Raw genomic sequence first — 24,632 nt, forward strand, 5'->3', positions numbered from 1 at the left:
AAACCACCACCCAGCACCAACCGACACAAAGACCAGATGGTAATGCAATGGGTGTGAGATTAAACCGGACAGCAGTGCCTTTCTGCTCATCGACCTCTTTTAGATGCTTCCACCAAGCTCGTCTTCTATATGCACGCGGATGATGTCGTCGAAGGAGGTTTCTGCCTGAAACCCGAGCGATGTGGCGCGGCTTGCATCAAAGCCCGGAGCCCAGCCAGCCACCATCTTCATGATCATGTCGTCGGGTTCGCGGCGGATCAAAGCGACGGCACTATCACCCGCTACCCGGCGCAGCGCTTCGATCTGTTCACCCACCGTGGCGCTGAGGCCCGGCATGGAAAGCGCACGGCGCGGGCCGACCGTTTCCAAGTCAATAGTTGCGCCGTGAATGAGAAAGCCGACAGCCGAGCGTGGCGACGTGTGCCAATGGCGAACGTCGTCAGACACCGGCAGGACGGCGGGTTTTCCAACCAGCGGCTCTCGCAGGATGTTGGAAAAGAAGCCGGATGCCGCCTTGTTCGGGACGCCGGGGCGAATGCAGATTGTTGGCAGGCGTATGGCAATACCATCCAGAAAACCGCGGCGGCTGTAGTCCGAGAGCAGCAACTCGCAGATTGCCTTTTGAGTGCCGTAGCTGGTCAGCGGCGTCGTATGGTAGTCGTCGGGGATGGGGTATGGCAGAGGTGCGCCGAAAACCGCGATTGAGGATGTGAAGACGACGCGGGGTCGGTAGCCGTCCACCCCGTTGGCCAAACGGATGGCGTCAAAGAGATGGCGCGTGCCGTCGAGATTGATCCGGTACCCCTTGTCAAAATCGAGCTCCGCTTCACCGGACACAATTGCGGCCAGATGAAAGATGACATCTGGCCGGGCTTCCACCAATTTTTCAGCTTCGCCCGGTGCCGATAGATCGGCTTCCTTGGTGTTCACCTTGCCGCTAAAGCCCTTGGGAGCTTCTGGAATGACGACATCAACCAGCGTCATCTCCGAAATCGGCTTGCCGCCCAGATGTCCGTCTTTGCAAAGCCGTTTCGTCAACTTACGGCCCACCATGCCTGCCGCACCAATGATCAGAATATGCATTTCGTCTCTCCTCCGTAACGACAACAAGCATCTCAGATGACGCCAAAAATTTTCGTTGTAAGGTTGTCTGATAACCATATATTGCTGGATTGAAAACAGGGATTTGACTTACCACCCGCAAAAACAGTCCGCGCTGAGGAACATCGGCATGGGTCCTGAAACTGCGGTACGATTGGAAAGGCGGGACTATGACAGCCGATGTCGCAAGCGCGGTTCGGAATTTGCAGGAATCTCTCCGCGCGGCACTGACCAGCGATATCGTGTTGACGGATCAGGCCGAAATGCAGCGCTTCTGTCGGGATTGGCACGGCGACGTGACCAGTGACGCGATTGCGGTCTTGCGCCCGCGTTCGACAAAAGGTGTCAGCGCTGCGGTTCTTGCCTGCCGGGAGCTTGGGCTTTCCATCGTTCCGCAAGGTGGTAACACCGGGCTTGTGCTAGGCGCGATTCCCGATCAGCCTGATCGCCAGGTTATCCTCAGTCTAGAGCGCATGGCGGCCATTCGCGACATCGATGCGGATGATTTTTCTGCGGTGGTCGAGGCCGGGTGCATTCTGTCAGAGTTGAAAGAGCAGGTTGCCGCCAAGGGCATGTATTTCCCGCTTGCGCTCGGTGCACAGGGCTCATGCCGCATCGGCGGCAACGTGTCGACCAATGCAGGCGGCATCAATGTCTTGCGCTACGGCATGACGCGGGAACTGGTGCTGGGGCTTGAGGTGGTGTTGCCAGATGGCACGATCTTCAATGGACTATCCACGCTGCGCAAGGACAATCGCGGCATCGACCTCAAACAGCTTTTCATAGGGGCCGAAGGCACACTCGGTATCATTACCGCGGTTTCGATCAAGCTGATGCCGAACCCCGATCAGGTCGCAACGGCGTTGCTGGGTCTGAATTCGCTCGATGATGTCATCGCTCTGTACCGCCGCGCGCGACGCGATTGCTGCGATCTGATGTCAGCTTTCGAATTTATGCCGCCGCTTGCCTTTACTCTCGCCCGCGAAGCAATGCCCGATCTGCCTTTGCCGATTGCGGGGAACTATCCAGCCTATGTGCTGATGGAAATCTCCGGCTCTGGCTTGGTCGATATTCCAGATCTGATGGAGCGTTTTCTGGGCGGTGTCATGGAGGATGGCCTTGTGATCGATGGTGTGATCGCGTCCTCGCAGGCTCAGGCACGCAATCTCTGGCTGATCCGCGAAGGCATGAATGAGGGGCAGGCCAAGCGCGGTCCGCATATGCGCACGGACATTTCGGTGCCGCTTTCACGCCTTGCGGATTTCGTTCGCGACGCAGAAAAGGCGGTGTCGAATGCGCTTCCAACCTGTGTCAGCGTTTCCTACGGGCACGTCGGGGACGGCAATGTGCACCTCAATGTTCTGCCGCCATCCGGCCTACCGGCGGATGAAGTGAATGCCATGATCTATAAAGCCAAGGTCGTCGTGAACGAGGTCGTGGACATCTATGGCGGCAGCATCAGTGCCGAGCATGGCATCGGTCGTTTGAAGCGGGGCGATTTTGAAGAGCGTTTGCCATCACCGCAGCGCGCCTTGCTGACGGCGGTCAAAAGAGCAATCGATCCGTCGATGGTGATGAACCCGGGCTGCCAATTGAATTTCAACGACATATCGTAGAATAGTCTGGCATCATCAAAGGCGGACAAGTGCATGACGGCGGATTTCAGCCAGATCAGACGGAATGAACATCTCCCGGCGCGCATTGCCGGTCACATCGGCAAGGAAATCGCGGAAGGCCGGATATTGCCCGGTGATAAGCTGCCGACAGAGCATGTTCTTGCCAAGACCTTTGGTGTCAGTCGCTCGGTGGTGCGGGAAGCCATAGCCGAGTTGCGCAATGAAGGACTGGTCGAAACCCGCCAGGGCATCGGTGCTTTCGTGACCGAAGCCAAGGGGCGGGGCTCCATCCGCATAGAGCAGAACGCGCTGTATGATCGGGAAAGCTTTCGCAGCCTTTTCCAGCTTCGCATGCCTCTCGAAATCGAGGCCGCCGGTCTGGCGGCCGTTCACCACGACGATGCCGATCTGCAAAAGCTCGATGATGCGCTTGCGCAGATGACGGGTGCGGAGAAATGGACGGACCAAGGCATCGTTGCCGATCTCGTTTTCCACCGTGCTTTGGCCGCGGCCACGCACAATGAGTATTTCTCCCTCTTCATAGGCTTCATTGCCGAGCGTATCAGCCTCGCCATCAACGCAGCGCGCGCCGCTGCTGTTCTTGAAGAAATTGTCGAAACGACCATTGCTGAACACGTGGCCATCCGTGATGCCTTGGTGACGCGCGACCCGTTGAAGGCGCGTGCGGCAATGCGCCATCACTTGATTGGTGCGGCACAACGCCTCGATCTGATACTCGAAGTCTATTGAGGTGTGGCGGTTGGGTTGGTAGCCACAGCCTATACAATTTTACTGGCGCGAGAGCGCTGGACATAGCGAATAAGCCATATTAGAAATGCAATCAGGAGCATTGTCAGACATCCTGACAATAGGGCAAGCGGCGCTGGAGGGCGCATTTGCCTGGGGAATGTGGAGGACGAGTTTTGAATTCCGAACGTGTATTGCGCGCAGAATCCATTTTGCCGGATGACGCAGCCGAGGCTCTTTTGGTTGGGCGTGTCTGGTCGAATGCCAGCGCCGGCCCTTGCCCGGTGTTGATTTCGGACGGGCGCGTCCTCGACCTCACCGGCATTGCCGCCACCATGTCCGGACTTCTGGAGATGGATAGTCTAGTGCAAACGCTGCATGCCGCGTCCAGCCTGCCCGACCTTGGTAGCCTGCAAAGTTTTCTCTCCGGTGAAACCGGTAAAATCCTTGCCCCCATCGATCTCCAGGCCATCAAGGCTGCTGGTGTCACCTTTGCCGACAGTATGCTGGAACGCGTCATCGAAGAGCAGGCCAAGGGCGATCCCCGTCGCGCTCAGGATATCCGCGCCAAACTCGCTCCGGTTCTGGGGGACAGTCTTCGGGGGCTCGTTGCCGGTTCTGAGAAAGCTGCCGAGGTTAAGAAACTGCTGCAGGATATGGGCCTGTGGTCGCAATATCTGGAAGTCGGCATTGGCCCCGATGCAGAAATCTTTACGAAGTCGCAGCCCATGTCGTCAGTCGGATGTGGCGACCTTGTCGGCATTCACCCCATTTCGCAGTGGAACAATCCGGAACCGGAAGTCGTCCTCGTTCTGCGCGCCGATGGCACAATTGTCGGTGCCACTTTGGGCAACGACGTGAACCTGCGGGATGTCGAAGGGCGCTCCGCTTTGCTTCTGGGCAAAGCGAAAGACAATAACGCCTCCTGCTCCATTGGCCCGTTTATTCGCCTGTTCGATAGCGGCTTCACCATGGATGATTTGAGCAAGGTCCGGGTAGCTCTCAAGGTTCATGGCGAAGACGGCTTCGAGATGACGGGCGAAAGCCCCATGGAAGCGATTAGCCGTTCACCGGAAAGCCTCGCCTCGCAACTCAGAAACCGTAACCATCAGTACCCCGATGGCGCGGTTTTGTTTCTCGGCACCATGTTTGCGCCGGTAAAGGATCGTCGCGGCGCTGGCGAAGGCTTTACCCATGAAGTGGGTGACCGGGTGGAAATCTCGACAGCCAAACTCGGTCGTCTTGTAAACTGGGTCGAGCGCACGGATGCCTGCCCGGAATGGAGCTTCGGAGTCGGCGCGCTGGTTCGCAATCTCGCTGGGCGCGGTCTTTTGGGAAAGGTGTGAGGTATGCAAAGAGCAATCGACCTCTTTTACCGCTTCCTTGAAGTCCTGCTGATCATTCTCCTGTCCGGCATGGCGATCATGGTTTTTGTCAACGTGATCATGCGTTACGGCTTCAATTCGGGCCTCAACGTATCCGAAGAGCTGTCACGCTATTTCTTCGTCTGGCTAACCTTCATCGGCGCCGTCGTCGCCTTTCGCGAACACAGCCATCTCGGCATCGAAACGCTGGTGATGTTCCTGTCGCGTCGTGGTCGCATCATCTGCATGATCCTGTCCAATCTGGTCATCATCGCCTGCTCCGCCATCTTCTTCTGGGGTACCTGGAAGCAGTTTCCCATCAATGCCAGCATGGCGGCACCGGTCACGGGCATGTCTATGATCTGGGTTTATGGCATCGGCCTTTTCACAGGTGCAGGCATGACGATCATTGCGCTCGAGCGCCTGTTTCGCTTGCTGACGGGCCGCGTGACAGATGATGAAATTGCTGCTTTCGCCGGTGAAAACCTGACCATCGAGCAACTGGCGGAGCGCACCTGATATGACCCTTCTCGTCTTTATCGCGTCGCTTCTGGGAGCGATGGTGATCGGCGTACCCGTTGCTTTCGCGCTAATGTTCTGCGGCGTCATGCTCATGTGGTTCATGGGCATGTTCAATACGCAGATCATTGCGCAGAACATGATTGCCGGTGCCGATACATTCACGCTTCTGGCCATTCCGTTCTTCATTCTGGCCGGTGAGTTGATGAATTCCGGCGGTCTTTCCCGCCGCATCATCGATTTTGCGATTGCCTGCGTCGGCCACATCCGCGGCGGCCTCGGCATCGTCGCCATTCTGGCGGCGATCATCATGGCCAGTATTTCGGGATCAGCCGCCGCTGATACCGCAGCGCTTGCCGCCATTCTTCTGCCGATGATGGCGAAGGCCGGTTACAACGTGCCACGCGCTGGCGGTTTGATTGCGGCTGGCGGCATCATCGCGCCGGTCATTCCGCCATCGATGGCCTTCATTGTTTTCGGTGTGGCGGCAAACGTTTCCATCACGCAACTCTTCATGGCCGGTATCGTGCCCGGCATCATGATGGGGCTGGCGCTTGTCATCGCCTGGCTGATCGTTGTTCGCAAAGACAAGGTCGAGCCCTTGCCGAAGGCGCCGATGTCGGAACGGCTGAACGCAACCGGGCGCGCTGCCTGGGCGCTGGGCATGCCCGTCATCATTCTGGGTGGTATCAAGGCTGGTATCGTCACGCCGACCGAAGCCGCGGTTATCGCTGCTGCCTATGCAATGTTCGTCGGCATGGTCATCTACCGCGAACTGAAGCCAAAGGACCTGCCGCGCGTCATTCTGCAGGCTGCCAAGACGACCTCCGTCATCATGTTTCTGGTGTGTGCAGCTCTGGTCTCTGCGTGGCTTATCACGGCTGCGAATATTCCGGCAGAAATCGCCGGTTATATCGAACCGCTGATCGATCGTCCGATGCTGTTGATGTTTGTTATCATGATCCTTGTGCTGGTCGTCGGCACGGCGCTGGATCTGACGCCAACCATTTTGATCCTGACGCCGGTGCTGATGCCAATCATCAAACAGGCCGGTATCGACCCCGTCTATTTCGGTGTGATGTTCATCATGAACAATTGTATCGGCCTTATCACACCGCCGGTTGGTGTCGTGTTGAATGTCGTCAGCGGTGTTGGGCGGATCCCGCTCGGCAAAGTCACCATAGGTGTGTGGCCATTCCTTTCGGCGCAGACCATCGTGCTGTTCCTGTTGGTCGTGTTTCCGGACCTCGTACTCGTGCCTGCCCGCTGGCTGCGGTAGCAACCGGCGATCCATACATGATGTTTTCAATAATCCAGGGAGGGATATTATGAGAAAACTGCTTCTAGCCACGACGGCGATTGCTTTTGGCGTTTCAGCCGCTGCTCCGGCCTTTGCCGAGTTCAACGCCCGCAATATTCGCATTTCCAACGGTATCAATGCAGACCACCCCGTCGGAAATGGCATCAAGGCGATGCAGGCCTGCCTCGACGAAAAGTCGGGCGGCAAGCTAAAGATCACGGCTTTCTGGGGCGGTGCATTGGGTGGAGACCTTCAGGCGACGCAGGCTCTTCGTTCCGGCGTACAGGAAGGTGTCGTCACCTCGTCTTCACCGCTGGTCGGCATCATTCCAGCGCTTGGCGTCTTCGATCTGCCATTCCTGTTTGCCACACCGCAGGAAGCCTACAAAGTGCTCGACGGCAAATTCGGTGACATGATGAACGAGAAGCTGGAAGGGGCTGGTCTCGTCAATCTCGCTTATTGGGAAAACGGTTTCCGCAACCTGTCGAACTCCGTACGTCCCGTCACCAAGTGGGAAGATTTTTCAGGGATGAAGGTTCGCGTCATGCAGAACAACATCTTCCTCGATACATTCCAGAACCTTGGCGCAAACCCCACGCCGATGGCATTCGGTGAAGTCTTCTCGGCCTTGGAAACCAACGCCATCGACGCACAGGAAAATCCCTATGTGACGATCGACACGTCGAAGTTCTTCGAGGTCCAGAAATACATTACCGAGACGAACCACGCCTACACGCCATTCCTGCTTTTGTTCTCGAAGGCAATTTTCGATACCTATACGCCGGAAGAGCAGGCTGCCCTTCGTGAATGCGCCGTGGTTGGTCGTGATGAAGAACGCAAGGTTATTCAGGAGCTGAACAAGACGTCGCTTGAAAAAATCAGGGAAGCCGGTCTTAAGGTGAATACGCTGTCGCCGGAAGAACAGGCGCGTATCCGCGAAAAGTCGATGGTCGTTTATGAAAAGCACAAGGCCCAGATTGGTCCTGATGTTGTTGACTCGATCATTGCCGAGCTGACGGAAATCCGTAAGTAAGTCATCACAGCCTAAAACACAGAGGGGACTGAGCGTTGAGCTCGGTCCCTTTGTCGTTTTGAAACCAGCAGTTCGGTGTCAGGCGTTCTGTCGCGGAATGCTGTGCAGTATCATGGCGGCGGCACCGAAAGCGACGGAATCCGTTGCCGGGATTTGCGGGATGCGGATGTCAGGTTGAAGAACGCGCGCGCCTTCGAACGGTTTGGACGTCGCAAAGTCCAGCCATTTGGCCAACTCTTCACGGACCATAGGGGGCAGGGTGCCACCGATGTAAATCGCGGAGGGCGCGAGAACAGCCGCTATCGAGAAGGCAAGTTGCGCGGTCTGCGGTCCGGCGCGCTCCAGCCAAGCGTTTAGAACTGCGTGGTTTTCCTCGAGATAGGCTGTCCATTGGTCGGGCGCTCGGCCATCTGGAATATGCCCGACATGCTCTTTGCACCAGATTGCGAGGTCTTCGAAAGACGGGCGTGTCAAGCCGCGTGCGCGAAGCGCGCCAACTTCGCCCGCATTGCCCAGATTGCCGCGATAAAGCTCCTTGCCGATGATAAGCCCGCTGCCGATGCCTTCGGACAGGTAGAGATAGGCAAAGTTGTCGTGTTCATCCGCATTGCCCAGCGCAAGCTCACCCATGGCGGCGGCGTTGGCATCGTTTTCGATGATGACAGGACAGCCAAGCGCGTCGTTGAGCGTCGACGTCAGATCGGAACCTGCCCAGGAAATCACTTCTTCTGCCAGATCAAGAACGGTCGCGCCCTGACGGAAGCGGGTCGGCATGGCAATACCAGCGCCGATCAGCAGGCGCTCATCGATTCCGTGCGTGCCGAGAAGGTCCGTCTTGAGTCTGCCAAGGGATGTCTGGATGTCGGCGAGGGTGTCGTAAGGGCCATGTAAATGCTGCTCTCCAACCCGTTTGCCGCAGAAATCCAGGAGTGTCATCGTCAGCGTATAGCGGTTCGCATGGACGCCCAGCGCATAGCCAACATTGCCATCCAGCATCAGATCGATGTGTGGCGCACCACGCCCGCCGGCACGCCGTGCACCTTCTATGACGATACCGCGTTCGATCAGGTCACGCGCCATCATGCTGACGGCTGCCGGGGTAACGCGGCAAAATTCAGCAATCTCCGCGCGTGAGGCAGAACCCCTGCGGCGCAGAAATCTCAGCACCGCAGCTTGTGTATCGCCAATCTCGTCAAGCGGGCGCAGTCGTTTCAGCACGGTTGTCCATCCTCAACATATTTAATTTGCGATGTCATAAATCTATTACTTAAGCAACTTAATTAAATAATCATTCTTCAACTGGATCACGCCTCCATGACCAAATTTGTTTCCCTTCTCACATCCGTTGCGATCTCCGCTCTCGTCGCAGGCGCAGCGCATGCGGAAGACATCAAGATCAAGATTTCCACGCTGGCCGACAAGACGGCGCCGGGTCGCATCACCAATATTGAAGGTGCGGCCAAGATCATGAACGAACAGTTCAAGTCAGCGGGCGTGGACAAGCACATCGTCATCGAAGCCAACAACAGCGCCGTAAAGGGCTGGGACGATCTGGCGCTGGAAAACTTGAAGGCATTCTCTGTCGGTCAGGGTCCAGACATCTACACCGTGCCGCACGAGTGGATCGATCAGTTTGCCCAAGATGGTTATGCAATGCAGATGGATGAGCGGATCGCTGCGTCGCCATGGGTTTACGGCGATATCCTGCCGGTGCTGTGGAACTCCGCCAAGGCCAATGATGGCAAGATTTACGGCGTTCCGCAGGATGCCGAAATCCGCATGTTCTTCTACAATAAAGATATGCTGCGCAAAATCGGCAAGGACGAAGCCTTCATCGAAAGCCTTCCAGCCAAGGTCGAGGCAGGTGAATTCACGCTGGATGATTTGACCGCTCTCTCCAAGGAAGTCGTAGACGGCAAGGCTGCCCAGTACGGCATGCTGCATCGCCCCAATGTCGGTATCGACTATCTCATGGTCTTCCAGTCCTACGGCGTGAAGTTCATGGATGAAAAGACCGGCAAGCTGGTGTTCCCGAAGGCCGAGATGACCAAGGCGCTGGGTTGGTATGAGCGCAATGCCAAGGAAGGCGTAACGCCTATCGACAATACGGCCATGAGCTGGGAAGCGATCCAGGGCGCGTTCAAGCAGGAAAAGGCATTCATCTTCCATCAGGGCGTCTGGGCTGTTGCCTGGCAGGTTGGTGAAAAGAACGGTGCAACATGGCCGACCGACAAGGAAGGTTACTTCCACAAGATCGGCTGGCTGCCTGCTCCTGCCGCAGAAAAGGGCGGCAAGCCTGCCAACCTTTCCCACCCCATTCTTTACGCCGTCAACCCCAAGAGCAAGAATGCAGAAATCGCTGCCGACCTCGTAGCGCTCGCATCGCTGCCCTATTTCAACAATGAGCATGCCGTGACGTCTTATCACACGGCAATCAGCAACGCTCAGACGGCGATGCCAAAATACAAGGAAAACTGGGTCCTGTCTGCGGCATCTCCGATGATGGCGAATGCCCAGTTCGTTCCGAACCACACTCAGTTTGGTAGCTACAACAAAGTTCTGTTCAATGGTCTTCAGGCTGTTGAAACCGGCAAGATGACGGCTGAACAGGCTGTCGATTTCATCGCCGACGAGCTCGAAATGCAGTTCGGCAAGGACATCGAAATCCGCGATAGCGCCAGCAACTAAAATTTCACTTCATTGCCTGCCGCCCGGCATGACGCCGGGCGGCAACGCCTTTTCTCACCGGTAATTCACAATGTCCCAATTCCAGCTCCGAGCGCACCGTCCGGCACGGCCCATGCTCTATCTTGCGCCAGCGATAGCGCTGCTTGCCGTGTTTTTTCTGGCGCCGATCGTCGTCAATGCGGTGATTGCCTTTACCGATATGGGTGCCAATCTGCGCGTCGGGCAGTTCACGACGCAGAACTTCGAACGCATCGTGCAGCGGGATGCCCGCATGCCGATGGTGCTGCTGACGACGCTGATCTATGTCACCGCAACTCTGTTCATTTTCAACATCGGCCTCGGCACGCTGCTGGCGATGACGTCTACCGCCATACCTGACAAACTCGGCAATTTCTTCCGCGGCCTCTGGCTTCTGCCGCGCATGAGCCCGGCCGTCCTCTACGGCATTTTGTGGATATGGATTGCCGATCCGTCACCATCAGGTCTGCTCAACCAGGTCACAAGCACCTTCGGCCTTCCGACGCTCAACCTGCGCAACGACTTTCCGCTCTTGCTCGTCATTCTCGCAAATGGCGTGGTCGGCGCGTCTTTCGCCATGGTCATTCTGACGTCGTCCATCCGCTCGATCCCGTCCCACCTTGCCAACGCCGCGCGGGTTGATGGTGCCAGCGAATGGGGTGTGCTGCGGTATGTCGTGGCGCCTGCGCTTTCACAGCCCATCCGCTTCATCACGATCTATCAGGCGCTTTCGCTGATGACGACCTATGAGTACATCCTGCTGATCACCGGCGGCGGCCCGGTCTACGATTCCACCCCATACGCACTCTATATCTATCGTCGCGCATTCGAAAACGGCGCCTATGCCTATGGTGCTGCGCTGGCACTCGGCCTGATGGTCATTGGCGTGGTCGTAACGCTCATCCAGTGGCGTGTCAGCAATATGCGCTCCACCTTTTCTGCTCCGAAGATCGAGGTGCTGTGATGACGCTCGTCCAGACCGATACCATGCCTGCCGCCCCCTCCGCACACTGGCAGCGTCTTGAGCGCCGCGGTGTTGCCAACAGGGCTGGCTTTTTATCGGCAATCATCCTGTTTCTGACGATTGTTTCCGTCCCGGTTCTCCTGCCGTATCTCTGGCTGCTGGTGAAATCGCTGACGTCGTCGGATGAAGCCGTCAGCCGTCTGGTTCTGTGGCGCACCGCAGGGATTGCGCTCGTTGCCTATTTCGGCGCGATTGCCTTGGCTTTCCTAGCTGATCGTCTGCGCAAACCCGCTCTGTCCTGGTCGGCGCTTGGCATTGTCATCTTTATTCTGGTTGCGATTTTGCTCGCCCCGCACATGACAATAGATAACTACCGTTTCTTGTGGAATCGAGACATCGCTGGAACAGAAACGACCATCATAGACCTGATGCCTTCCATTTGGACGGCGCTCGGAAGTTCGGTGATCTTCGCTGTTAGCCAGACGCTGATCGTCACGCTCGTTGCCACCCCGGCGGCCTATGCTCTGTCTCGCTTCGCCTTTGCCGGTCGTGAAAGTTTTCTGCGGGGCCTGTTGCTGTTGCACGCCTTCCCAGCACTGGCACTGACCGTCGCGATCTTTATTCAGCTCCACTATATGGGGCTGCTCAACAACCTCGCAGGTGTGGTGATGGTCATGAGCGCACTGGAATTGCCCTTTGCAATTTTCGTGCTCAAAAGCTTCTTCGACAATGTGCCTTGGGATATCGAAATGAGCGCCGTGACCGACGGTGCCACCCGTTCGCAGGCGTTTCGCATGATCGTGCTGCCGCAGGTGCGTAGCGGCCTGATCGCGGTCGCGACCTTCACCTTCCTCAGAGGTTGGGAGGAATATGTCTTCGTTCAGACGTTGCTCATCGACAAGAGCCAGATGACGATGAGCCTCTACCTCTTCTTCGTCGCACAGGACAATATGGGCGCAGACTACGGCATGATCGCCGCTGTCGGCATCATCTATCTTCTGCCTGTGCTGCTCCTCTACACCTTCACGCAGAAGTACATCACACAGATGAGCTTCGGCGGGATCAAGGGATAATTTCATGGCCAAGATCACTCTCGATAAAGTCACCAAAAGCTGGGGCGAGACCCAGGTTCTGAAACCCATGAACCTGACCATCGAAGATGGCGAATTCGTCGCTGTCCTCGGGCCGTCCGGCTGCGGCAAATCCACCACGCTCTTTTTGCTGGCGGGTCTCTACGCGCCGACGGGCGGGCAGATTTCGTTCGATGGGCACAATGTCAATCGCATTGATGCACGCGACCGCAACGTCGGTATCGTCTTTCAGTCCTATGCGCTCTACCCGAACCTGACCGTGCGGGAAAACATCGCCTTTCCACTGCGTTTCAAAAGCATGGGCAAGCAGGAAATCGCGAAACGGGTGGAAGAGGCGGCAAGCCTCGTGCAGATCAGCGCCCTGCTCGACCGCCGCCCTTCACAGCTTTCCGGCGGACAGCAGCAGCGCGTGGCCCTGGCGCGTGCGCTCGTCAAGGAGCCGAACATCCTCCTTCTGGACGAGCCGCTTTCCAACCTCGATGCCACCTTGCGCATCACCATGCGGGCAGAGTTGAAAAGCATTCAGAAGCGGCTTGGCTTCACCACGCTGATCGTCACTCACGACCAAATCGAAGCGATTACCATGGCAGACCGGATCATCTGCATGAACAATGGTGAAATTGCCCAGATCGGCACGCCTGATGATCTCTACCGCCGTCCCAACAATCTGTTCGTTGCAGGTTTCATTGGCACGCCGCCCATGAATCTGATCAAGGGCAAGTCTGCCGGACGCCGGTTGCGGTTGGGGGATACGTCGCTGGACCTCACCTCGCAATATGATGGCGAGGTGACCTTCGGTCTGCGACCGGAAGATATCACCCTTGGCTCAGATGCCGATGCAACGTTAAAGGGCCAGATCGTCACCGTCGAGCCCATGGGCCGCGAAGTGTTCTACACCATCGATACACCAGCCGGGCCCATTCATGCGCTTGAGTATGGCGAGTTGGTTCGCCACGCGCCGGGTGCGTCCGTGGGCATTGCGTGCAAATCCGACCTCACGCTTCTGTTCGACGTGTCGGGCAATCGCATTGTCGATCTCCACGCCCATGTTTCGCATCAAGACATCCGGGTCAAAACACTCGAACCCGCAAACTGACAGGACTTTTTCGTGACTAAGATCGTATCCCATCGCGGTGCAAACCATTTTGCGCCTGAAAACACCTTCGCCGCTGCCGACCTCGCGATCAAGCAGGGCGCTGATTATATCGAACTCGATGTGCGCGAGAGTGCCGATGGCGTTCTCTATGTTTTCCATGACGAAACGCTGGATCGTACCACCAATGCCACCGGTCCCCTCGGCCATGCGCTGTCGAGCGAAATCGATGCGCTGGATGCCGGAAGCTGGTTCGGCGACGCCTTCAAGGGTGCCGTCGTGCCGCGGCTCGATGCCTATCTTGAACATCTGCGCGGTCGTGCAGGCGTCTACATCGAACTCAAATATTGCGATCCTGCCAAAGTGGTTTCGCTGGTGCGCAATCTTGGCATGGTGCGCGACACATTCTACTTCTCGTTCTCCGAGGAAATGCGCCGTGATCTGCAATTGATTGCGCCGGAGTTTCGCAAGATGATGACGTTGAACATCGCCAAATCACCGTCTCTGGTGGGCGCAGTTCACCATGCGTCGATCATCGAAATCACGGTGGAGCAGATGCGCAGGCCGGGCCTGCTGCAGGCATGCGCCAAGGCCGGGCTTGAAGTCATGACCTATTACGGCGGAGACGATATGGCCATTCATCGCGAGATTGCAAAGGCTGGCGTCGATTACATCAATCTCGACCGCCCGGACCTGTTCGAATCCGCCCGCCGGGAACTGCGCGGAGCCGCCGCATAATGAAGATCGCAGTCGTCGCCGACGTTCATCTGCATGATCTCCACGGCGGTTACGGCATGCTGGAAGAGGGGGGCGACGCGCTTGCCCTGCGCACGCTCGAAGACACGATGGCCTCCACGCGTGTCTTCAACGAAAGCTACCCGGCATTTATCGCGGTGCTTGAAGATATCGTTCAGCGCGGCATTCGTGATGTGGTCTTGCTGGGAGATTATTCCGACGATGGTCAGTTAGGCGCCGTATCGGCGGTCAAATGCCTGCTGTCGTCTTATGAGGAAAAACACGGGCTGCGTTTCTTCCTCACCTTCGGCAATCACGATTGTTACGGCCCGGAGCCACGTCATCAGGCCAAGAGACTTACGAAGACTGATGGGCTTCAGCCGGTCATCGTGACGAGCGATGAGCATGCTGACGAGACAGCCCTGATCCGCTCTGACATGCGTGGAATGTCCACCTTGGAAGCCATGGAGGCGATGGCGAACTATGGTGTAGCGCGACCAGTTGATGTCTTGCACTGGGAAACACCTTTCGGCGACAGCGACCAACCAAACGACCGCCGAACGGCAGGCAGCGACGCTTCAGGGCTCGATGCTTCCTATCTGGTGGAGCCGCAGGATGGATTATGGCTGCTCATGCTGGATGCCAACGTCTTTCAGAAGGTTGGCGATGTCTGGGAGCTCAGGGCAGATGCCGCCTGGGACCATGTTCTGGCGGCACGTCCATATCTTTTGGAATGGATTACCGATGTTGCCCGGCGCGCAGCCCAGTCAGGCAAGACCCTTCTGGCCTTTTCCCATTATCCTGCTTTGCCACTGGCCTTGGCCGGGGAAGGCGATGCTGTAGGGGCCGCATGCACGCCGGATTGGCTAAAGCGCATGCCATCACCTGAAAGCGGCAGACAACTCGCAAAGGCTGGCATCCGTTGGCATTTCAGCGGGCATATGCATGTTGGTGGACAAATGGAACTGGACGGCCTGGTCAACATCGCAGTGCCATCCCCCGTCGCCTATCCGGGTGGCTATGCCATCGTAAATACCGACCCTGACAAGGTAGACATAGAAACCGTCCAGCTTGATGAGGTTCACGGTTACGACGTCGCGTTCCTCGCCTATCGCGCGCAGACCGCACATACCAGCAATGACGCCTTTACTAACGCTCTTGCCGCTCCAAACTACTCAGGTTTTTTACGTGCGCACCTGCAAAACCTGATCGAGAATAGGCATCTACCAGAAGACTGGACACCAGAATTTCGAGCCACTCTCGATACCTCGATTGGGCAACTCTTCGATGTAGACGCCTTAGGGCTGACTGAGCGATGGCCGCAATTTACGCCTCTGCCACTTCGGCAAATGGTGGATGACTTTTATTTTCTCCGCGCGGATGGAGCGGCGAATGGCCTGTCTGCGGAGAAAATCGCATTTTATGGCGACCTGTGTGCGGGCACGATGGTGGAGGAGAGTGTCAAAACATCTGGCCTTCAGGATTTGCTCAGGTTCTTAGAGTTGTTCCGCGCATTGGTTCGATAGAAATTAGGACTAGCCTTTATGCGTGCCGTCAAACTCCTTTGCGAGTTTGTCGCTTGCCTTAATGGAAGATCGAAATCGTCCGATGGAATAGGGCGAGAGGTCAACGGGTGGCGTCTGCCTGCAGATTTGAAGCGCAAGACATTCTCCAACCGCCGGGGCAATCTGGAATCCGCCGCCGCTGCCGCCGAATGCGTGATAGAGGCCGGGGGTCGTTTCGCTGGCGCTTATGACCGGCAACATATCGGGCAGATATCCCTCGACACCAGACCACACTCTGATGATCTCCGCGTTCCGCAAGCCTGGCATGTGTCGTGATACCGCGCGCATTCCATTGAGCGTCTTCTGTGGCGGGACGAATGTGTGCTGTCCATCTTCATTCGAAAGGGTGCGCGGATATCCGGCAAAAATAAAATTGCCACGCGGAATCTGCCGCAGGATGAGATCGCCTTCGATGGCGTAGACTGAAGGTCTCAGCACATAGGGCATCGGCTCTGTCACGAATTGCGGTGGGCCTGCGGAAAACAACGGTGTTGTTTCGCCGAAATGCTGGCTGATCGATCCAGCCCAGCCTCCCGCTGCATTTACAAGCACACGTGCTTTCATTGTCGGCAGATTGGCGGTCCTGATCGTGAACATCTCATTGTGATGGTCAATCTCCACCACCTCGGTCTGCTCGAAAACATGACCTCCGGCCCGCACCATTGCGCGTGTCACGGCAGGCGTGCTGATACGCGGATTAGCGACGGCACATCTTGGTGAATAGGATGCCAGCAATCCGCTCCCTGTCAGCCAGGGCATGCGGTGGCGGATGTCGGCATCTTCCCATATCTCGATTTCAAGCCCGCAGGCGCGTGATTGCGAGGCATATGTCAGCAAGCGTTCCCTGCCAGCCTCGGTGTGAGCAAAGTAGACCATCCCGTTGCGGTCATACTCGCATCCTTCCCCCACGAGCGTTTCGAAGTCTTCCCAGTGTCTTTGGGCCATAAGCGACAGTGGGTATTGCTCCGGCGAGCGTCCCTGCAACCGAAGTCCCCCGAAGTTGGCGCCGCTCGATTGCCCACCGACGAAGCCACGCTCTATCAAGGCAACACGCTTGCCCGCCCGTGCCAGAAACAGGCCCGTGAAGCTGCCGAAAAGGCCTCCGCCGATGATGATGACGTCGAACTGCGCGCTCATCGCTGGTCGCCTCCGTCTTCGTCAACACCCATCGGAATGGGGCGCACCGGCGCCTGAGCCCGCAGCCGGCCAACATCGGCCACGGGTCTTCCGCTTGTGGCTGCCGTCAACTCCTGAAGGGTCTGCGCGCAGTAACGCCCCTGACAGCGGCCCATACCGCAGCGGGTGATCGCCTTGACGCGATTGACCTCGACTGGCCCCGCAACTTTGCGAACAGCATCACGAATGTCGCCCGCGGACACACGCTCGCAACGGCACACGATGGTTTCCTCCGGAAGGTCCTTTGCCGCCTCATGCGGCCAGGGAAAAGCGCCAGCCATGTGCATCTGAAACCGACGCAGGCGTGAAACGGATTTCCGCAACTGCCTCATCTCTTGCGTATCGCTGGGTTTGCTCTCTCTCGCCGCGATCATTGAAAGTGCCGCCAGCCGTCCGCTTTTTGCTGCTGCCACGCGCCCGCCAGTCAATGCGCTGTCACCGGCGAGCCAGAGCTTTGGCCCGGCGCGGCCATCTGCGTCGCTTGTGGGAAACCATTGGCGAAGCGTGTCGTCGAAACGGAAGTCCGCGCCCGCCAACTCGGCAAGTTGCGTCTCTGGCCGCAATCCATATCCAAAGGCCAGCGCGTCGCAATCAATCGCTTCCAATGCTCCGTTTGCGTGGTGGATATGAACTGTTTCGAGCCGTTCGATGCCGGATGCCTTGACGAGGGTCGCGCCGGTTATGGTGCGAATTTTGTGGCGTCTGAGTTCGCGCAGAAGCTGGATGCCTTCAAGCAGCGTCGATAGCGATGTCATCGCCATGCCGAGCGCCGCCTTTCGTTTGGCTGAAGGGCGGGCGGTATCGACGACCGTGAGTTCGCGCAGGCCCATTCGCGCATATTGCGCCGCTGCGAGGTAGAGCAGGGGCGATGCCCCAGCGAGAACCACACGCTTCCCGATAAATGACGCGTGGGTTTTCAAGGCAACCTGCGCACCACCCAGCGAAAACACGCCCGGCAATGTCCAGCCCGGCATCGCCATGATCCTGTCTGTCGCACCCACGGCAATCATGAGCTGATCATAGGGAATACTCTCGTGACGACCTTCGCGGACCGTCTCCACCCGGTCGGCAAATATGCCCCATGCCAGTGTCTTTGGACGCCAGTCGCAAGCAGCGAGGATTTGATCTTCAGAGCGTTCTCGAGCCGAGGCTTCTGCCGCTGCACGACGCCCCATGAAGCGTGTGGCTTCTTTGGTCATCGCCCCGGACAGGCGTCTTGTTCCTTGTCCGCCCGGACGGAGACCTTCCTCGATAATTACAGGCCTTATTCCGGCCTCAACCAAAGCGCGGGCACATGCTAGCCCCGCCGGACCTGCGCCGATGATGACCGGGGGCGTTGGAGGGGTCATGGCGCTGCATCTCCGATCAACGGTGTCCTGCGCAACTCCATGCCCGGCTCGACTGTCGTCATGCAGGCGCGCAGCCGCTTGCCGGATGCCGTCCATAATGTGCAGTCCTGACAGGCGCCCATAAGACAGAAGCCGGACCGTGCCGTTCCATCAAACTCGGATCGGCCTATGATTTCTCCATACTGCAACAAAGCCGTTATGACCGTGTCACCCACACATGCCGGGATGTCGTCGCCGTCGATACGGATGACGGTATCGGGCCGTGAGGAGACGGCTGGATAGAATTGCGGGCGACGAGAACACATGGAGGCCATCTTATCGTTATGCAATAAAAATTATTGCAATAAGACAATCCCGAATCGTACTCGCTGTCAATTGTCGAAATTTCTAATGTTGAGGATCAGGTAAAAGAGATGCCGCGAGCGGCTGCGATCACCAGTTTCGGAAAGGTCTCAAGAATCTCATCCCGGCCCATTCGCGCCAGAGGCACGGCAATGCTGACGGCAGCCACGACTTCGCCGTCGGGGCCAAGAATGGGGGCGGCGACCGAGGCGTCGCCGTGATAAATTTCTTCGAACGCGAAGGCATAGCCGTTTTTCTGTGCTTCCTTCAAACGCTCCACCACCTCCTCGATGGTTCGCGGCGTGGAGGGCGTGTGGTTCTGAAGCTTCGTCTGTCCAAGCACGTCGAGGGCCGCTTCTTCCGACATGCGTGAGAGAATGGCGCGGCCTGGCGATGTACAATAGGCTGGCAATCGCGAACCGGTAATGACGTCGGTATTGAGAGACTGACGGCTGAGAAAGCGCGATACGAAAACGATCTCGGTGCCATCAAGAATGGTCAGGCTGACCGCTTCTTCCGTTTCCTTGCTGAGGTGCTGGAGCACAGGCATCGCCCGGTCCACCAGGCGCGAACCGCGTGTGTAATGGTAGGCGAGATCGAGTGTTTTGATCGACAGCTCGAACTGGCGCGTCAGCGGGTCTTTTCGCAGATAGCCCAGTTGCGTCAGCGTATGGGTGAACCGTTGAACCGCGCTGACATCCATGCCGGTCAACTGCGCGATCTGTGACAGCGTCAGCGATCCCCGCCCCTTGTCGAATACATTCAAAACCTTGAACGCCTTGGCGACCGAGTTCACCATCAAGGGTTCTGCACGTTTGGTCCGTGGGCTGTCGTTTTCCATATCTGCCTTAGTCCGACTTTCGCGATACCGCTGCGCTCTTTGTTCGAGCTTCCACTCCGCCCTAAGCGGCAGGTCGACAGCTTTACAACCAACCGCTCTGCAATGCCACGCCCACCTAAATCATCGACCGTGCATTTTTTAACTTGACCATTCCCGATGTCGATATCAACATACGATAAAAGTTATCGCTATGCAATATGAGGTAGACATGTCGGATTTTGTACTGGTTGAGACAATTGGTTCCGTGCGGAGGCTGACACTGAACCGTCCTGAAAAACTCAATGCCTGGAACACGGAAATGCGTTCAGACCTGATTGCAGCCCTCGAGGCGGCAGAGGCTGACGGTTCTGTAAGGGCCATTGTTCTGACAGGTGCAGGAAATCGGGCCTTTGGTGCCGGACAGGACTTGTCTGAAAGCAAGAGCTTTGATGCCGACCGCGCGGTTAGCTGGATGGGAGAGTGGAAGCGGCTCTATAACCTGTTCAGGCTCGGCTCGAAGCCAATCGTTGCGGCCCTCAACGGCATCGCGGCAGGTTCAGCGTTTCAGGTCTCGCTGCTGTGCGACTTTCGCGTGGCGCATGCCGGCGTGAAGATGGGCCAGCCCGAAATCAATTCCGGGATTGCCACTGTCACCGGCAGTTGGATCATGCGGGAATTCATCGGAACCGCTCGCACCATCGACCTTACCTTGACCGGTCGCATGCTTGAAGCCGAAGAGGCTTTCTCCTTCGGACTGATTTCACGTCTGGTGGATGAGGACAAGGTTCAGTCGGAAGCCTTGGCGCTTGCAGAATTCCTGGCCGAAAAGCCACCGGGCGCCATGCGCTTGAACCGCCAGCGCTTTGCCGAACTGACACAGGAAGGCTTTGACGATGCCATGACCTCTGGCGTTCGCATCCAGCGCGAAGCCTACGCTTCCGGCGAACCACAGGCAATGATGGAGAAATTTCTGGCCGTGCGGGCTGCACGCAGGGCGTGAGTGACAGCGCTTCGGCGGCAACGCCGAAGCGCCAATGTCGAGTATCGATCAACGATGCCGAACTAAAAAACCACAGAGGAGAATGATGTGACCAAGACCAGTTTACTGAACCTATCCCGTCGTGGCTTTCTGGTGGCAGGGACTGCCGCTCTTGCCACACCCATGCTGACCCGTCGCTCATGGGCAAACGAATCGCTCGTCGTGGCAGATCCCGGTGGCCCGTTTACCGAGGGCTATCGCAAGGCATTTTACGAGCCCTTCACCGCAGCAACCGGCATTTCCATCAATGGTGTCGCGCGCGACGCGGAGCCGACAGCGCAATTTAAATCTATTGTCGAAACGGGTTCCTACATTTGGGACGTCTGCACGCTGACCCTATCGGCTCGCCTCATTCTCGAAGAACAAGGCTTGCTGGAGCCGTTGAAGCTCGACCCGGCAAAGGTTGCCGACGTCATGCCCGAAGCAGTCCATCCAAACATGCTGGGTACGGATGTCTACTCGACCGTGCTTGCCTATAATACCGACACGTTTTCCGATGCACCAGCTGGATGGGACGCCTTCTGGGATTTCGATCGCTTCCCCGGCCGCCGGTCTCTTCGCAAAAACCCGATCGACACGCTTGAAATTGCTCTCATGGCGGATGGCGTCAAACCGGCCGATCTCTATCCGCTGGATGTCGACCGGGCGTTCAAGAAGCTCGACCAGATCCGCGACAAGGTCGACGTCTGGTGGACGGGCGGCGCGCAATCGACACAGCTTCTGGAAAGCGGCGAAGTCGATATGATCGCCGGATGGAACGCACGCTTTCAGGCTGCCATCGACAATGGCGCACCGGCAAAGATCGTCTGGAACGGCGGGCTTTATTCGATTGAGGGCTGGGGTGTTCCAAAGGGCAATCCAAAAGCCGATCTCGCCCGCGAATTCGTGGCTTTCTGCGCTCAGGCTGACATGCAGGCAAAGTTTACGGATAAGCTGGCCTATGGTCCGACCAATCTGAAAGCCTATGACCATATTTCCGCCGACCGTGCTTCGGTCCTGCCGACCGCCCCGCAGAACCTGAAGTCCATGTCGCTGGCGTCCGAACCCTTCTGGAAAACCAATCGCTCTGCACTGACGGAGCGCTTCAATGGATGGCTTTTGATGTGATTGCCGTTTTCGTGTGGGGCTTCATAGCCCCTCGCGATGCCAGCCCGATAAAACGCAGGCGCACCCTCTATCCGGTGCCTATAGCCTTCTATGACTTGCAGGAGCGACGATGACGACGGTAACTGGTGAGAGCAAAATTGTGCTTGAAGGCCTGTCGAAACGCTATGGTACTTTCACCGCGCTGGAGCCCACCAGTCTTGACGTGAAGGAGGGTGAGTTCTTGACATTGCTGGGTCCGTCCGGCTCCGGCAAGACAACCCTTTTGCAAATGATTTCCGGTCTGGCCGAGCCATCGGCGGGCCGCCTGATGGTGGATGGTCAGGACTGGACACACCGCCCGGTCAACCAGCGGGGCATGGGGTTGGTCTTCCAGCATTATGCTCTCTTTCCCCATATGACGGTGGAGGAAAACGTCTCCTTTCCGCTTGAAATGCGCAAACTGCCCGCTGCCGATATCGGTGCCAAGGTGGCAGAAACGCTGCGCAAAGTGCAGCTCGATAGCTTTTCTCACCGTTTTCCGCAGGAGCTTTCCGGTGGCCAGCAGCAACGTGTGGCTCTGGCACGCTGTTTTGTCTTCCGGCCCAATATCATCCTGATGGACGAACCGCTCGGTGCGCTCGACAAAGCATTGCGGGAGCGGATGCAGCTGGAAATCCGCCGCCTGCACAGCGAATATGGCACGACGGTCATCTACGTCACGCATGACCAGGAAGAAGCACTGGTCATGTCCGACAGGATCTGCGTGATGAACCATGCCAAGGTTGAGCAGCTTGGCACCCCGCAGGAAATCTATGCCGACCCGACGACGATTTTTTCCGCAACCTTTATCGGCAATTCCAATGTGCTGAAGGGCATGCGTCAGAGCGTCGATGGGCAGTCGGCAACGGTTAAGACCGGTAACGGCATATTTTCGGGCCGCTACACCGCTCGCGATACATCCACCAGCGAAGTGGCGCTGGTCATCCGCCCTGAACAAATCCGCCTTGGCCCTTCTCCATCAGGTGATTTCGAAGGATTGCGCGGTCGTTTGTCCGAATTGATCTATCTCGGCTCGGAGACGCGGCTGTTGCTCCGGCTTGCCGATGGTTCGGATTTCATGCTGCGACACGATCCCTCTTTGGGTGCCCTGCCGACTGTAGGAGATGAGATCGATGTTCACTGGCTGAAATCTCTTGCAAGGATCGTGGCATGAGGACCGCCCAGAACCTTGCGTCTCCCAAGCAATTTCGTCTCGGCCCGATCTGGTTGGCCTTGCCCGCCGTTGCGCTGCTTGCCATTTTCTTTCTCTTTCCGATGGCACGGCTGTTTCTGCTGGGCGTGCAGGATCAGGCAACTGGCACATTCACGAGCGAACATTATGCGCGCGTGCTAGATACGCCCGTCTATTGGCGCATCCTCGTCATCACCTTCCGCATCGCCATTCTCACGGCCCTCTTTTCAGTGCTCCTTGGCTATCCTCTGGCGCTTTGGTTGTCGCGTATGAAGAAGGGAAGGCAGGCGACGGTTGCACTTCTGGTTCTGTTGCCATTTTGGACATCCTATCTCGTCAAGACGTTCGCCTGGATGATCCTGCTGGGCAATCGCGGTGTCCTCAACACACTCTTCATGGATGTCGGCCTGATCGATAGGCCCTTGCGTCTGATGTATAACGAACTCGGTGTCATCATCGGCATGGTTCACGCCATGATGCCTTTGGCAGTGCTGACGATGCTGCCTGTTATGAACGGGATCGACCAAAGGCTATCCCTTGCGGCTGGCACCATGGGAGCCAGCCGGTCGCAGCGCTTCTGGTTGGTCTATTTTCCGCTGTCGGCGCCGGGTGCCGCTGCGGCTGGGCTTCTCACATTCATAACATCGCTCGGCTTCTTCATCGTCCCGGCATTTCTCGGTGGCCGTGGCCAGACCATGCTGGCGCAGGCGATCATTACGCAGGTGCAGGAACTGGTGAACTGGTCCTTCGCCGCGGTGCTGGCAAGCCTTCTCGTCGTGACTGCTTTGGCATCTATCTGGATTTACAACAGGCTCTTTGGCTTGTCGGCCATTTCCGGCCGGGAAAGCAATACGCTGCCCAATCGCAACAGCGTGTTGCGCAACAGCGGACGTCGGGTGCTTCGCTTCATGGCGTGGGTATCAGCACCATTCGACAGAATTCGGCCTCACAGCGGAGCCGATGGCGGCGGCATGGGCATCTATCCCCTGTTTGCGCTCGCCTTTCTTATTGCACCGCTGCTGATCGTCTTTCCCATCGCCTTCACCTCGGCAACGTCCCTGCAATTTCCGCCGCCGGGATACTCGCTGCGCTGGTTCGAGCAATATCTGTCATCGCCCGTCTGGCTGGCCGCGACTGTGAGGTCCTTTGGCGTTGCCTTTGCAACAGCGTTCTGTGCAACGGTGCTTGGAGGGTTTGCGGCGCTCGCGCTCGGTCGTTCACGCTCCCTGTGGAAAGGTCCGATCTTCGCGCTCATTCTGGCGCCCATGGTCGTGCCCCGCATCGTGGTGGCGGTTGGCCTCTTTTATCTTATGGCGCAAATCGGATTGGTGGCGACCGATCTTGGACTGGTCATCGGCCACACGCTGCTTGCCATTCCCTATTGCTTCATTACCATCGGAGCAGTGTTGAGAAGCTATGATTGGCGGTTGAACGACGCTGCGGAAACGCTGGGTGCCGGGCGGTTCACCGTCATGCGCCGCATCACGCTGCCGCTTCTTCGCGGAGGCATCCTGTCGGCTGCACTCTTTGCCTTCGTCACCTCTTTCGACGAACTGACCATCGCGATCTTCATCTCAGGCGGGCTGAAGACAACCCTGCCCAAACAAATGTGGGACGACATGTTCCTGCAGCTCAATCCGACGCTGGCGGCCGTTTCGGTCGTGGTTCTGGTGATCGTGACATTGATCCTTCTCATCGCGCAAAAAATGCAAAAGACGCGATGATCTCCCATGATCGGCATATAAGGTAATTTTC

The 24,632-nt window shown here is 57.3% G+C and carries 22 protein-coding genes; 16 read left to right on the top strand and 6 right to left on the bottom strand.

What is annotated here, in order from left to right; all coding sequences use genetic code 11:
* Positions 1–99: 99 nt before the first annotated feature.
* The gene (denD, locus tag ABUK73_RS18745) at positions 100–1,083 is read right to left on the bottom strand and encodes a D-erythronate dehydrogenase (protein ID WP_353578618.1); all 984 of its coding nucleotides are present in this window, start codon (positions 1,081–1,083) and stop codon (positions 100–102) included.
* Positions 1,084–1,271: 188 nt separating this feature from the next.
* Between denD and ABUK73_RS18750 the strand changes: the two genes are divergently transcribed.
* The 6 genes from ABUK73_RS18750 (at position 1,272) to ABUK73_RS18775 (ending at position 7,680) form a co-directional block, all read left to right on the top strand.
* Positions 1,272–2,717 (top strand): FAD-binding oxidoreductase, encoded by a 1,446-nt coding sequence (locus ABUK73_RS18750; RefSeq protein ID WP_353578619.1) that lies wholly within the window; start codon positions 1,272–1,274, stop codon positions 2,715–2,717.
* A 33-nt stretch (positions 2,718–2,750) separates the two neighbouring features.
* Positions 2,751–3,467 carry a FadR/GntR family transcriptional regulator gene (locus tag ABUK73_RS18755; RefSeq protein WP_353578620.1) on the top strand — a complete coding sequence of 239 codons (717 nt, stop codon included), beginning with the start codon at positions 2,751–2,753 and terminating at the stop codon, positions 3,465–3,467.
* Positions 3,468–3,640: 173 nt separating this feature from the next.
* The gene (locus ABUK73_RS18760) at positions 3,641–4,810 is read left to right on the top strand and encodes a fumarylacetoacetate hydrolase family protein (protein WP_353578621.1); all 1,170 of its coding nucleotides are present in this window, start codon (positions 3,641–3,643) and stop codon (positions 4,808–4,810) included.
* A gap of 3 nt (positions 4,811–4,813) precedes the next feature.
* On the top strand, positions 4,814–5,347 hold the full coding sequence (locus tag ABUK73_RS18765) for a TRAP transporter small permease (RefSeq protein WP_353578622.1): 534 nt from the start codon (positions 4,814–4,816) through the stop codon (positions 5,345–5,347).
* Position 5,348: 1 nt separating this feature from the next.
* Positions 5,349–6,626, top strand: coding sequence for a TRAP transporter large permease (locus ABUK73_RS18770; protein WP_353578623.1), 1,278 nt, complete (start codon positions 5,349–5,351; stop codon positions 6,624–6,626).
* A gap of 49 nt (positions 6,627–6,675) precedes the next feature.
* Positions 6,676–7,680, top strand: a complete 1,005-nt coding sequence (locus tag ABUK73_RS18775) for a TRAP transporter substrate-binding protein (protein ID WP_353578624.1) — start codon at positions 6,676–6,678, stop codon at positions 7,678–7,680.
* A gap of 78 nt (positions 7,681–7,758) precedes the next feature.
* On the opposite strand, the gene ABUK73_RS18780 is transcribed toward ABUK73_RS18775, so the two are convergent.
* Complete coding sequence (locus ABUK73_RS18780) at positions 7,759–8,898, bottom strand: ROK family transcriptional regulator (RefSeq protein ID WP_353578625.1); 1,140 nt, start codon at positions 8,896–8,898, stop codon at positions 7,759–7,761.
* A gap of 96 nt (positions 8,899–8,994) precedes the next feature.
* On the opposite strand from ABUK73_RS18780, the gene ABUK73_RS18785 reads away from it, so the two are divergent.
* From ABUK73_RS18785 to ABUK73_RS18810, 6 genes are all read left to right on the top strand, one after another.
* On the top strand, positions 8,995–10,368 hold the full coding sequence (locus ABUK73_RS18785; protein ID WP_113086523.1) for an ABC transporter substrate-binding protein: 1,374 nt from the start codon (positions 8,995–8,997) through the stop codon (positions 10,366–10,368).
* Positions 10,369–10,438: 70 nt separating this feature from the next.
* Positions 10,439–11,350, top strand: a complete 912-nt coding sequence (locus tag ABUK73_RS18790) for a carbohydrate ABC transporter permease (protein WP_353578626.1) — start codon at positions 10,439–10,441, stop codon at positions 11,348–11,350.
* Positions 11,350–12,423, top strand: coding sequence for a carbohydrate ABC transporter permease (locus ABUK73_RS18795; protein WP_353578627.1), 1,074 nt, complete (start codon positions 11,350–11,352; stop codon positions 12,421–12,423). Before ABUK73_RS18790 ends, ABUK73_RS18795 begins: the two co-directional genes overlap by 1 nt.
* A gap of 4 nt (positions 12,424–12,427) precedes the next feature.
* Complete coding sequence (locus ABUK73_RS18800; RefSeq protein WP_353578628.1) at positions 12,428–13,537, top strand: ABC transporter ATP-binding protein; 1,110 nt, start codon at positions 12,428–12,430, stop codon at positions 13,535–13,537.
* Positions 13,538–13,549: 12 nt separating this feature from the next.
* Positions 13,550–14,272: a glycerophosphodiester phosphodiesterase gene (ugpQ, locus tag ABUK73_RS18805; RefSeq protein ID WP_353578629.1), complete on the top strand. Its 723-nt coding sequence runs from the start codon at positions 13,550–13,552 to the stop codon at positions 14,270–14,272.
* Positions 14,272–15,795 carry a metallophosphoesterase family protein gene (locus ABUK73_RS18810; RefSeq protein WP_353578630.1) on the top strand — a complete coding sequence of 508 codons (1,524 nt, stop codon included), beginning with the start codon at positions 14,272–14,274 and terminating at the stop codon, positions 15,793–15,795. The genes ugpQ and ABUK73_RS18810 overlap by 1 nt, the downstream gene beginning before the upstream one ends.
* A gap of 9 nt (positions 15,796–15,804) precedes the next feature.
* Here the strand turns inward: ABUK73_RS18810 and ABUK73_RS18815 are convergent, their stop codons facing one another.
* The 4 genes from ABUK73_RS18815 to ABUK73_RS18830 form a co-directional block, all read right to left on the bottom strand.
* A complete protein-coding gene (locus ABUK73_RS18815) occupies positions 15,805–16,971 on the bottom strand; it encodes an NAD(P)/FAD-dependent oxidoreductase (protein WP_353578631.1) in 1,167 nt (388 codons plus the stop codon).
* The gene (locus tag ABUK73_RS18820; RefSeq protein WP_454892394.1) at positions 16,968–18,455 is read right to left on the bottom strand and encodes an FAD-dependent oxidoreductase; all 1,488 of its coding nucleotides are present in this window, start codon (positions 18,453–18,455) and stop codon (positions 16,968–16,970) included. Before ABUK73_RS18820 ends, ABUK73_RS18815 begins: the two co-directional genes overlap by 4 nt.
* Entirely contained in the window at positions 18,356–18,664 is a 309-nt protein-coding gene (locus ABUK73_RS18825) for a (2Fe-2S)-binding protein (RefSeq protein ID WP_353578633.1), read from the bottom strand. The genes ABUK73_RS18820 and ABUK73_RS18825 overlap by 100 nt, the downstream gene beginning before the upstream one ends.
* Before the next feature lie 95 nt (positions 18,665–18,759).
* Positions 18,760–19,542, bottom strand: a complete 783-nt coding sequence (locus ABUK73_RS18830) for an IclR family transcriptional regulator (RefSeq protein WP_353578634.1) — start codon at positions 19,540–19,542, stop codon at positions 18,760–18,762.
* Between the two features lie 208 nt (positions 19,543–19,750).
* Here ABUK73_RS18830 and ABUK73_RS18835 point away from each other — a divergent pair, with 208 nt between their 5' ends.
* From ABUK73_RS18835 to ABUK73_RS18850, 4 genes are all read left to right on the top strand, one after another.
* Entirely contained in the window at positions 19,751–20,521 is a 771-nt protein-coding gene (locus ABUK73_RS18835; RefSeq protein WP_353578635.1) for an enoyl-CoA hydratase/isomerase family protein, read from the top strand.
* Positions 20,522–20,608: 87 nt separating this feature from the next.
* On the top strand, positions 20,609–21,667 hold the full coding sequence (locus tag ABUK73_RS18840; protein WP_353578636.1) for an ABC transporter substrate-binding protein: 1,059 nt from the start codon (positions 20,609–20,611) through the stop codon (positions 21,665–21,667).
* Positions 21,668–21,776: 109 nt separating this feature from the next.
* Positions 21,777–22,859: an ABC transporter ATP-binding protein gene (locus ABUK73_RS18845; RefSeq protein ID WP_353578637.1), complete on the top strand. Its 1,083-nt coding sequence runs from the start codon at positions 21,777–21,779 to the stop codon at positions 22,857–22,859.
* Complete coding sequence (locus ABUK73_RS18850) at positions 22,856–24,601, top strand: ABC transporter permease subunit (protein ID WP_353578638.1); 1,746 nt, start codon at positions 22,856–22,858, stop codon at positions 24,599–24,601. The genes ABUK73_RS18845 and ABUK73_RS18850 overlap by 4 nt, the downstream gene beginning before the upstream one ends.
* The last annotated feature ends 31 nt before the right edge of the window (positions 24,602–24,632 follow it).

This window comes from Agrobacterium vacciniicorymbosi (assembly GCF_040427045.1).
Classification (GTDB): Bacteria; Pseudomonadota; Alphaproteobacteria; order Rhizobiales; family Rhizobiaceae; genus Agrobacterium.

Bases quoted from the DNA above. Each gene is read 5' to 3' on its own strand.
- denD (WP_353578618.1), bottom strand. From the start codon at position 1,083: ATGCATATTCTGATCATTGGTGCGGCAGGCATGGTGGGCCGTAAGTTG.
- ABUK73_RS18750 (WP_353578619.1), top strand. From the start codon at position 1,272: ATGACAGCCGATGTCGCAAGCGCGGTTCGGAATTTGCAGGAATCTCTC.
- ABUK73_RS18755 (WP_353578620.1), top strand. From the start codon at position 2,751: ATGACGGCGGATTTCAGCCAGATCAGACGGAATGAACATCTCCCGGCG.
- ABUK73_RS18765 (WP_353578622.1), top strand. From the start codon at position 4,814: ATGCAAAGAGCAATCGACCTCTTTTACCGCTTCCTTGAAGTCCTGCTG.
- ABUK73_RS18770 (WP_353578623.1), top strand. From the start codon at position 5,349: ATGACCCTTCTCGTCTTTATCGCGTCGCTTCTGGGAGCGATGGTGATC.
- ABUK73_RS18775 (WP_353578624.1), top strand. From the start codon at position 6,676: ATGAGAAAACTGCTTCTAGCCACGACGGCGATTGCTTTTGGCGTTTCA.
- ABUK73_RS18785 (WP_113086523.1), top strand. From the start codon at position 8,995: ATGACCAAATTTGTTTCCCTTCTCACATCCGTTGCGATCTCCGCTCTC.
- ABUK73_RS18790 (WP_353578626.1), top strand. From the start codon at position 10,439: ATGTCCCAATTCCAGCTCCGAGCGCACCGTCCGGCACGGCCCATGCTC.
- ABUK73_RS18795 (WP_353578627.1), top strand. From the start codon at position 11,350: ATGACGCTCGTCCAGACCGATACCATGCCTGCCGCCCCCTCCGCACAC.
- ABUK73_RS18800 (WP_353578628.1), top strand. From the start codon at position 12,428: ATGGCCAAGATCACTCTCGATAAAGTCACCAAAAGCTGGGGCGAGACC.
- ABUK73_RS18810 (WP_353578630.1), top strand. From the start codon at position 14,272: ATGAAGATCGCAGTCGTCGCCGACGTTCATCTGCATGATCTCCACGGC.
- ABUK73_RS18815 (WP_353578631.1), bottom strand. From the start codon at position 16,971: ATGAGCGCGCAGTTCGACGTCATCATCATCGGCGGAGGCCTTTTCGGC.
- ABUK73_RS18820 (WP_454892394.1), bottom strand. From the start codon at position 18,455: ATGGACGGCATCCGGCAAGCGGCTGCGCGCCTGCATGACGACAGTCGA.
- ABUK73_RS18825 (WP_353578633.1), bottom strand. From the start codon at position 18,664: ATGTGTTCTCGTCGCCCGCAATTCTATCCAGCCGTCTCCTCACGGCCC.
- ABUK73_RS18830 (WP_353578634.1), bottom strand. From the start codon at position 19,542: ATGGAAAACGACAGCCCACGGACCAAACGTGCAGAACCCTTGATGGTG.
- ABUK73_RS18835 (WP_353578635.1), top strand. From the start codon at position 19,751: ATGTCGGATTTTGTACTGGTTGAGACAATTGGTTCCGTGCGGAGGCTG.
- ABUK73_RS18845 (WP_353578637.1), top strand. From the start codon at position 21,777: ATGACGACGGTAACTGGTGAGAGCAAAATTGTGCTTGAAGGCCTGTCG.
- ABUK73_RS18850 (WP_353578638.1), top strand. From the start codon at position 22,856: ATGAGGACCGCCCAGAACCTTGCGTCTCCCAAGCAATTTCGTCTCGGC.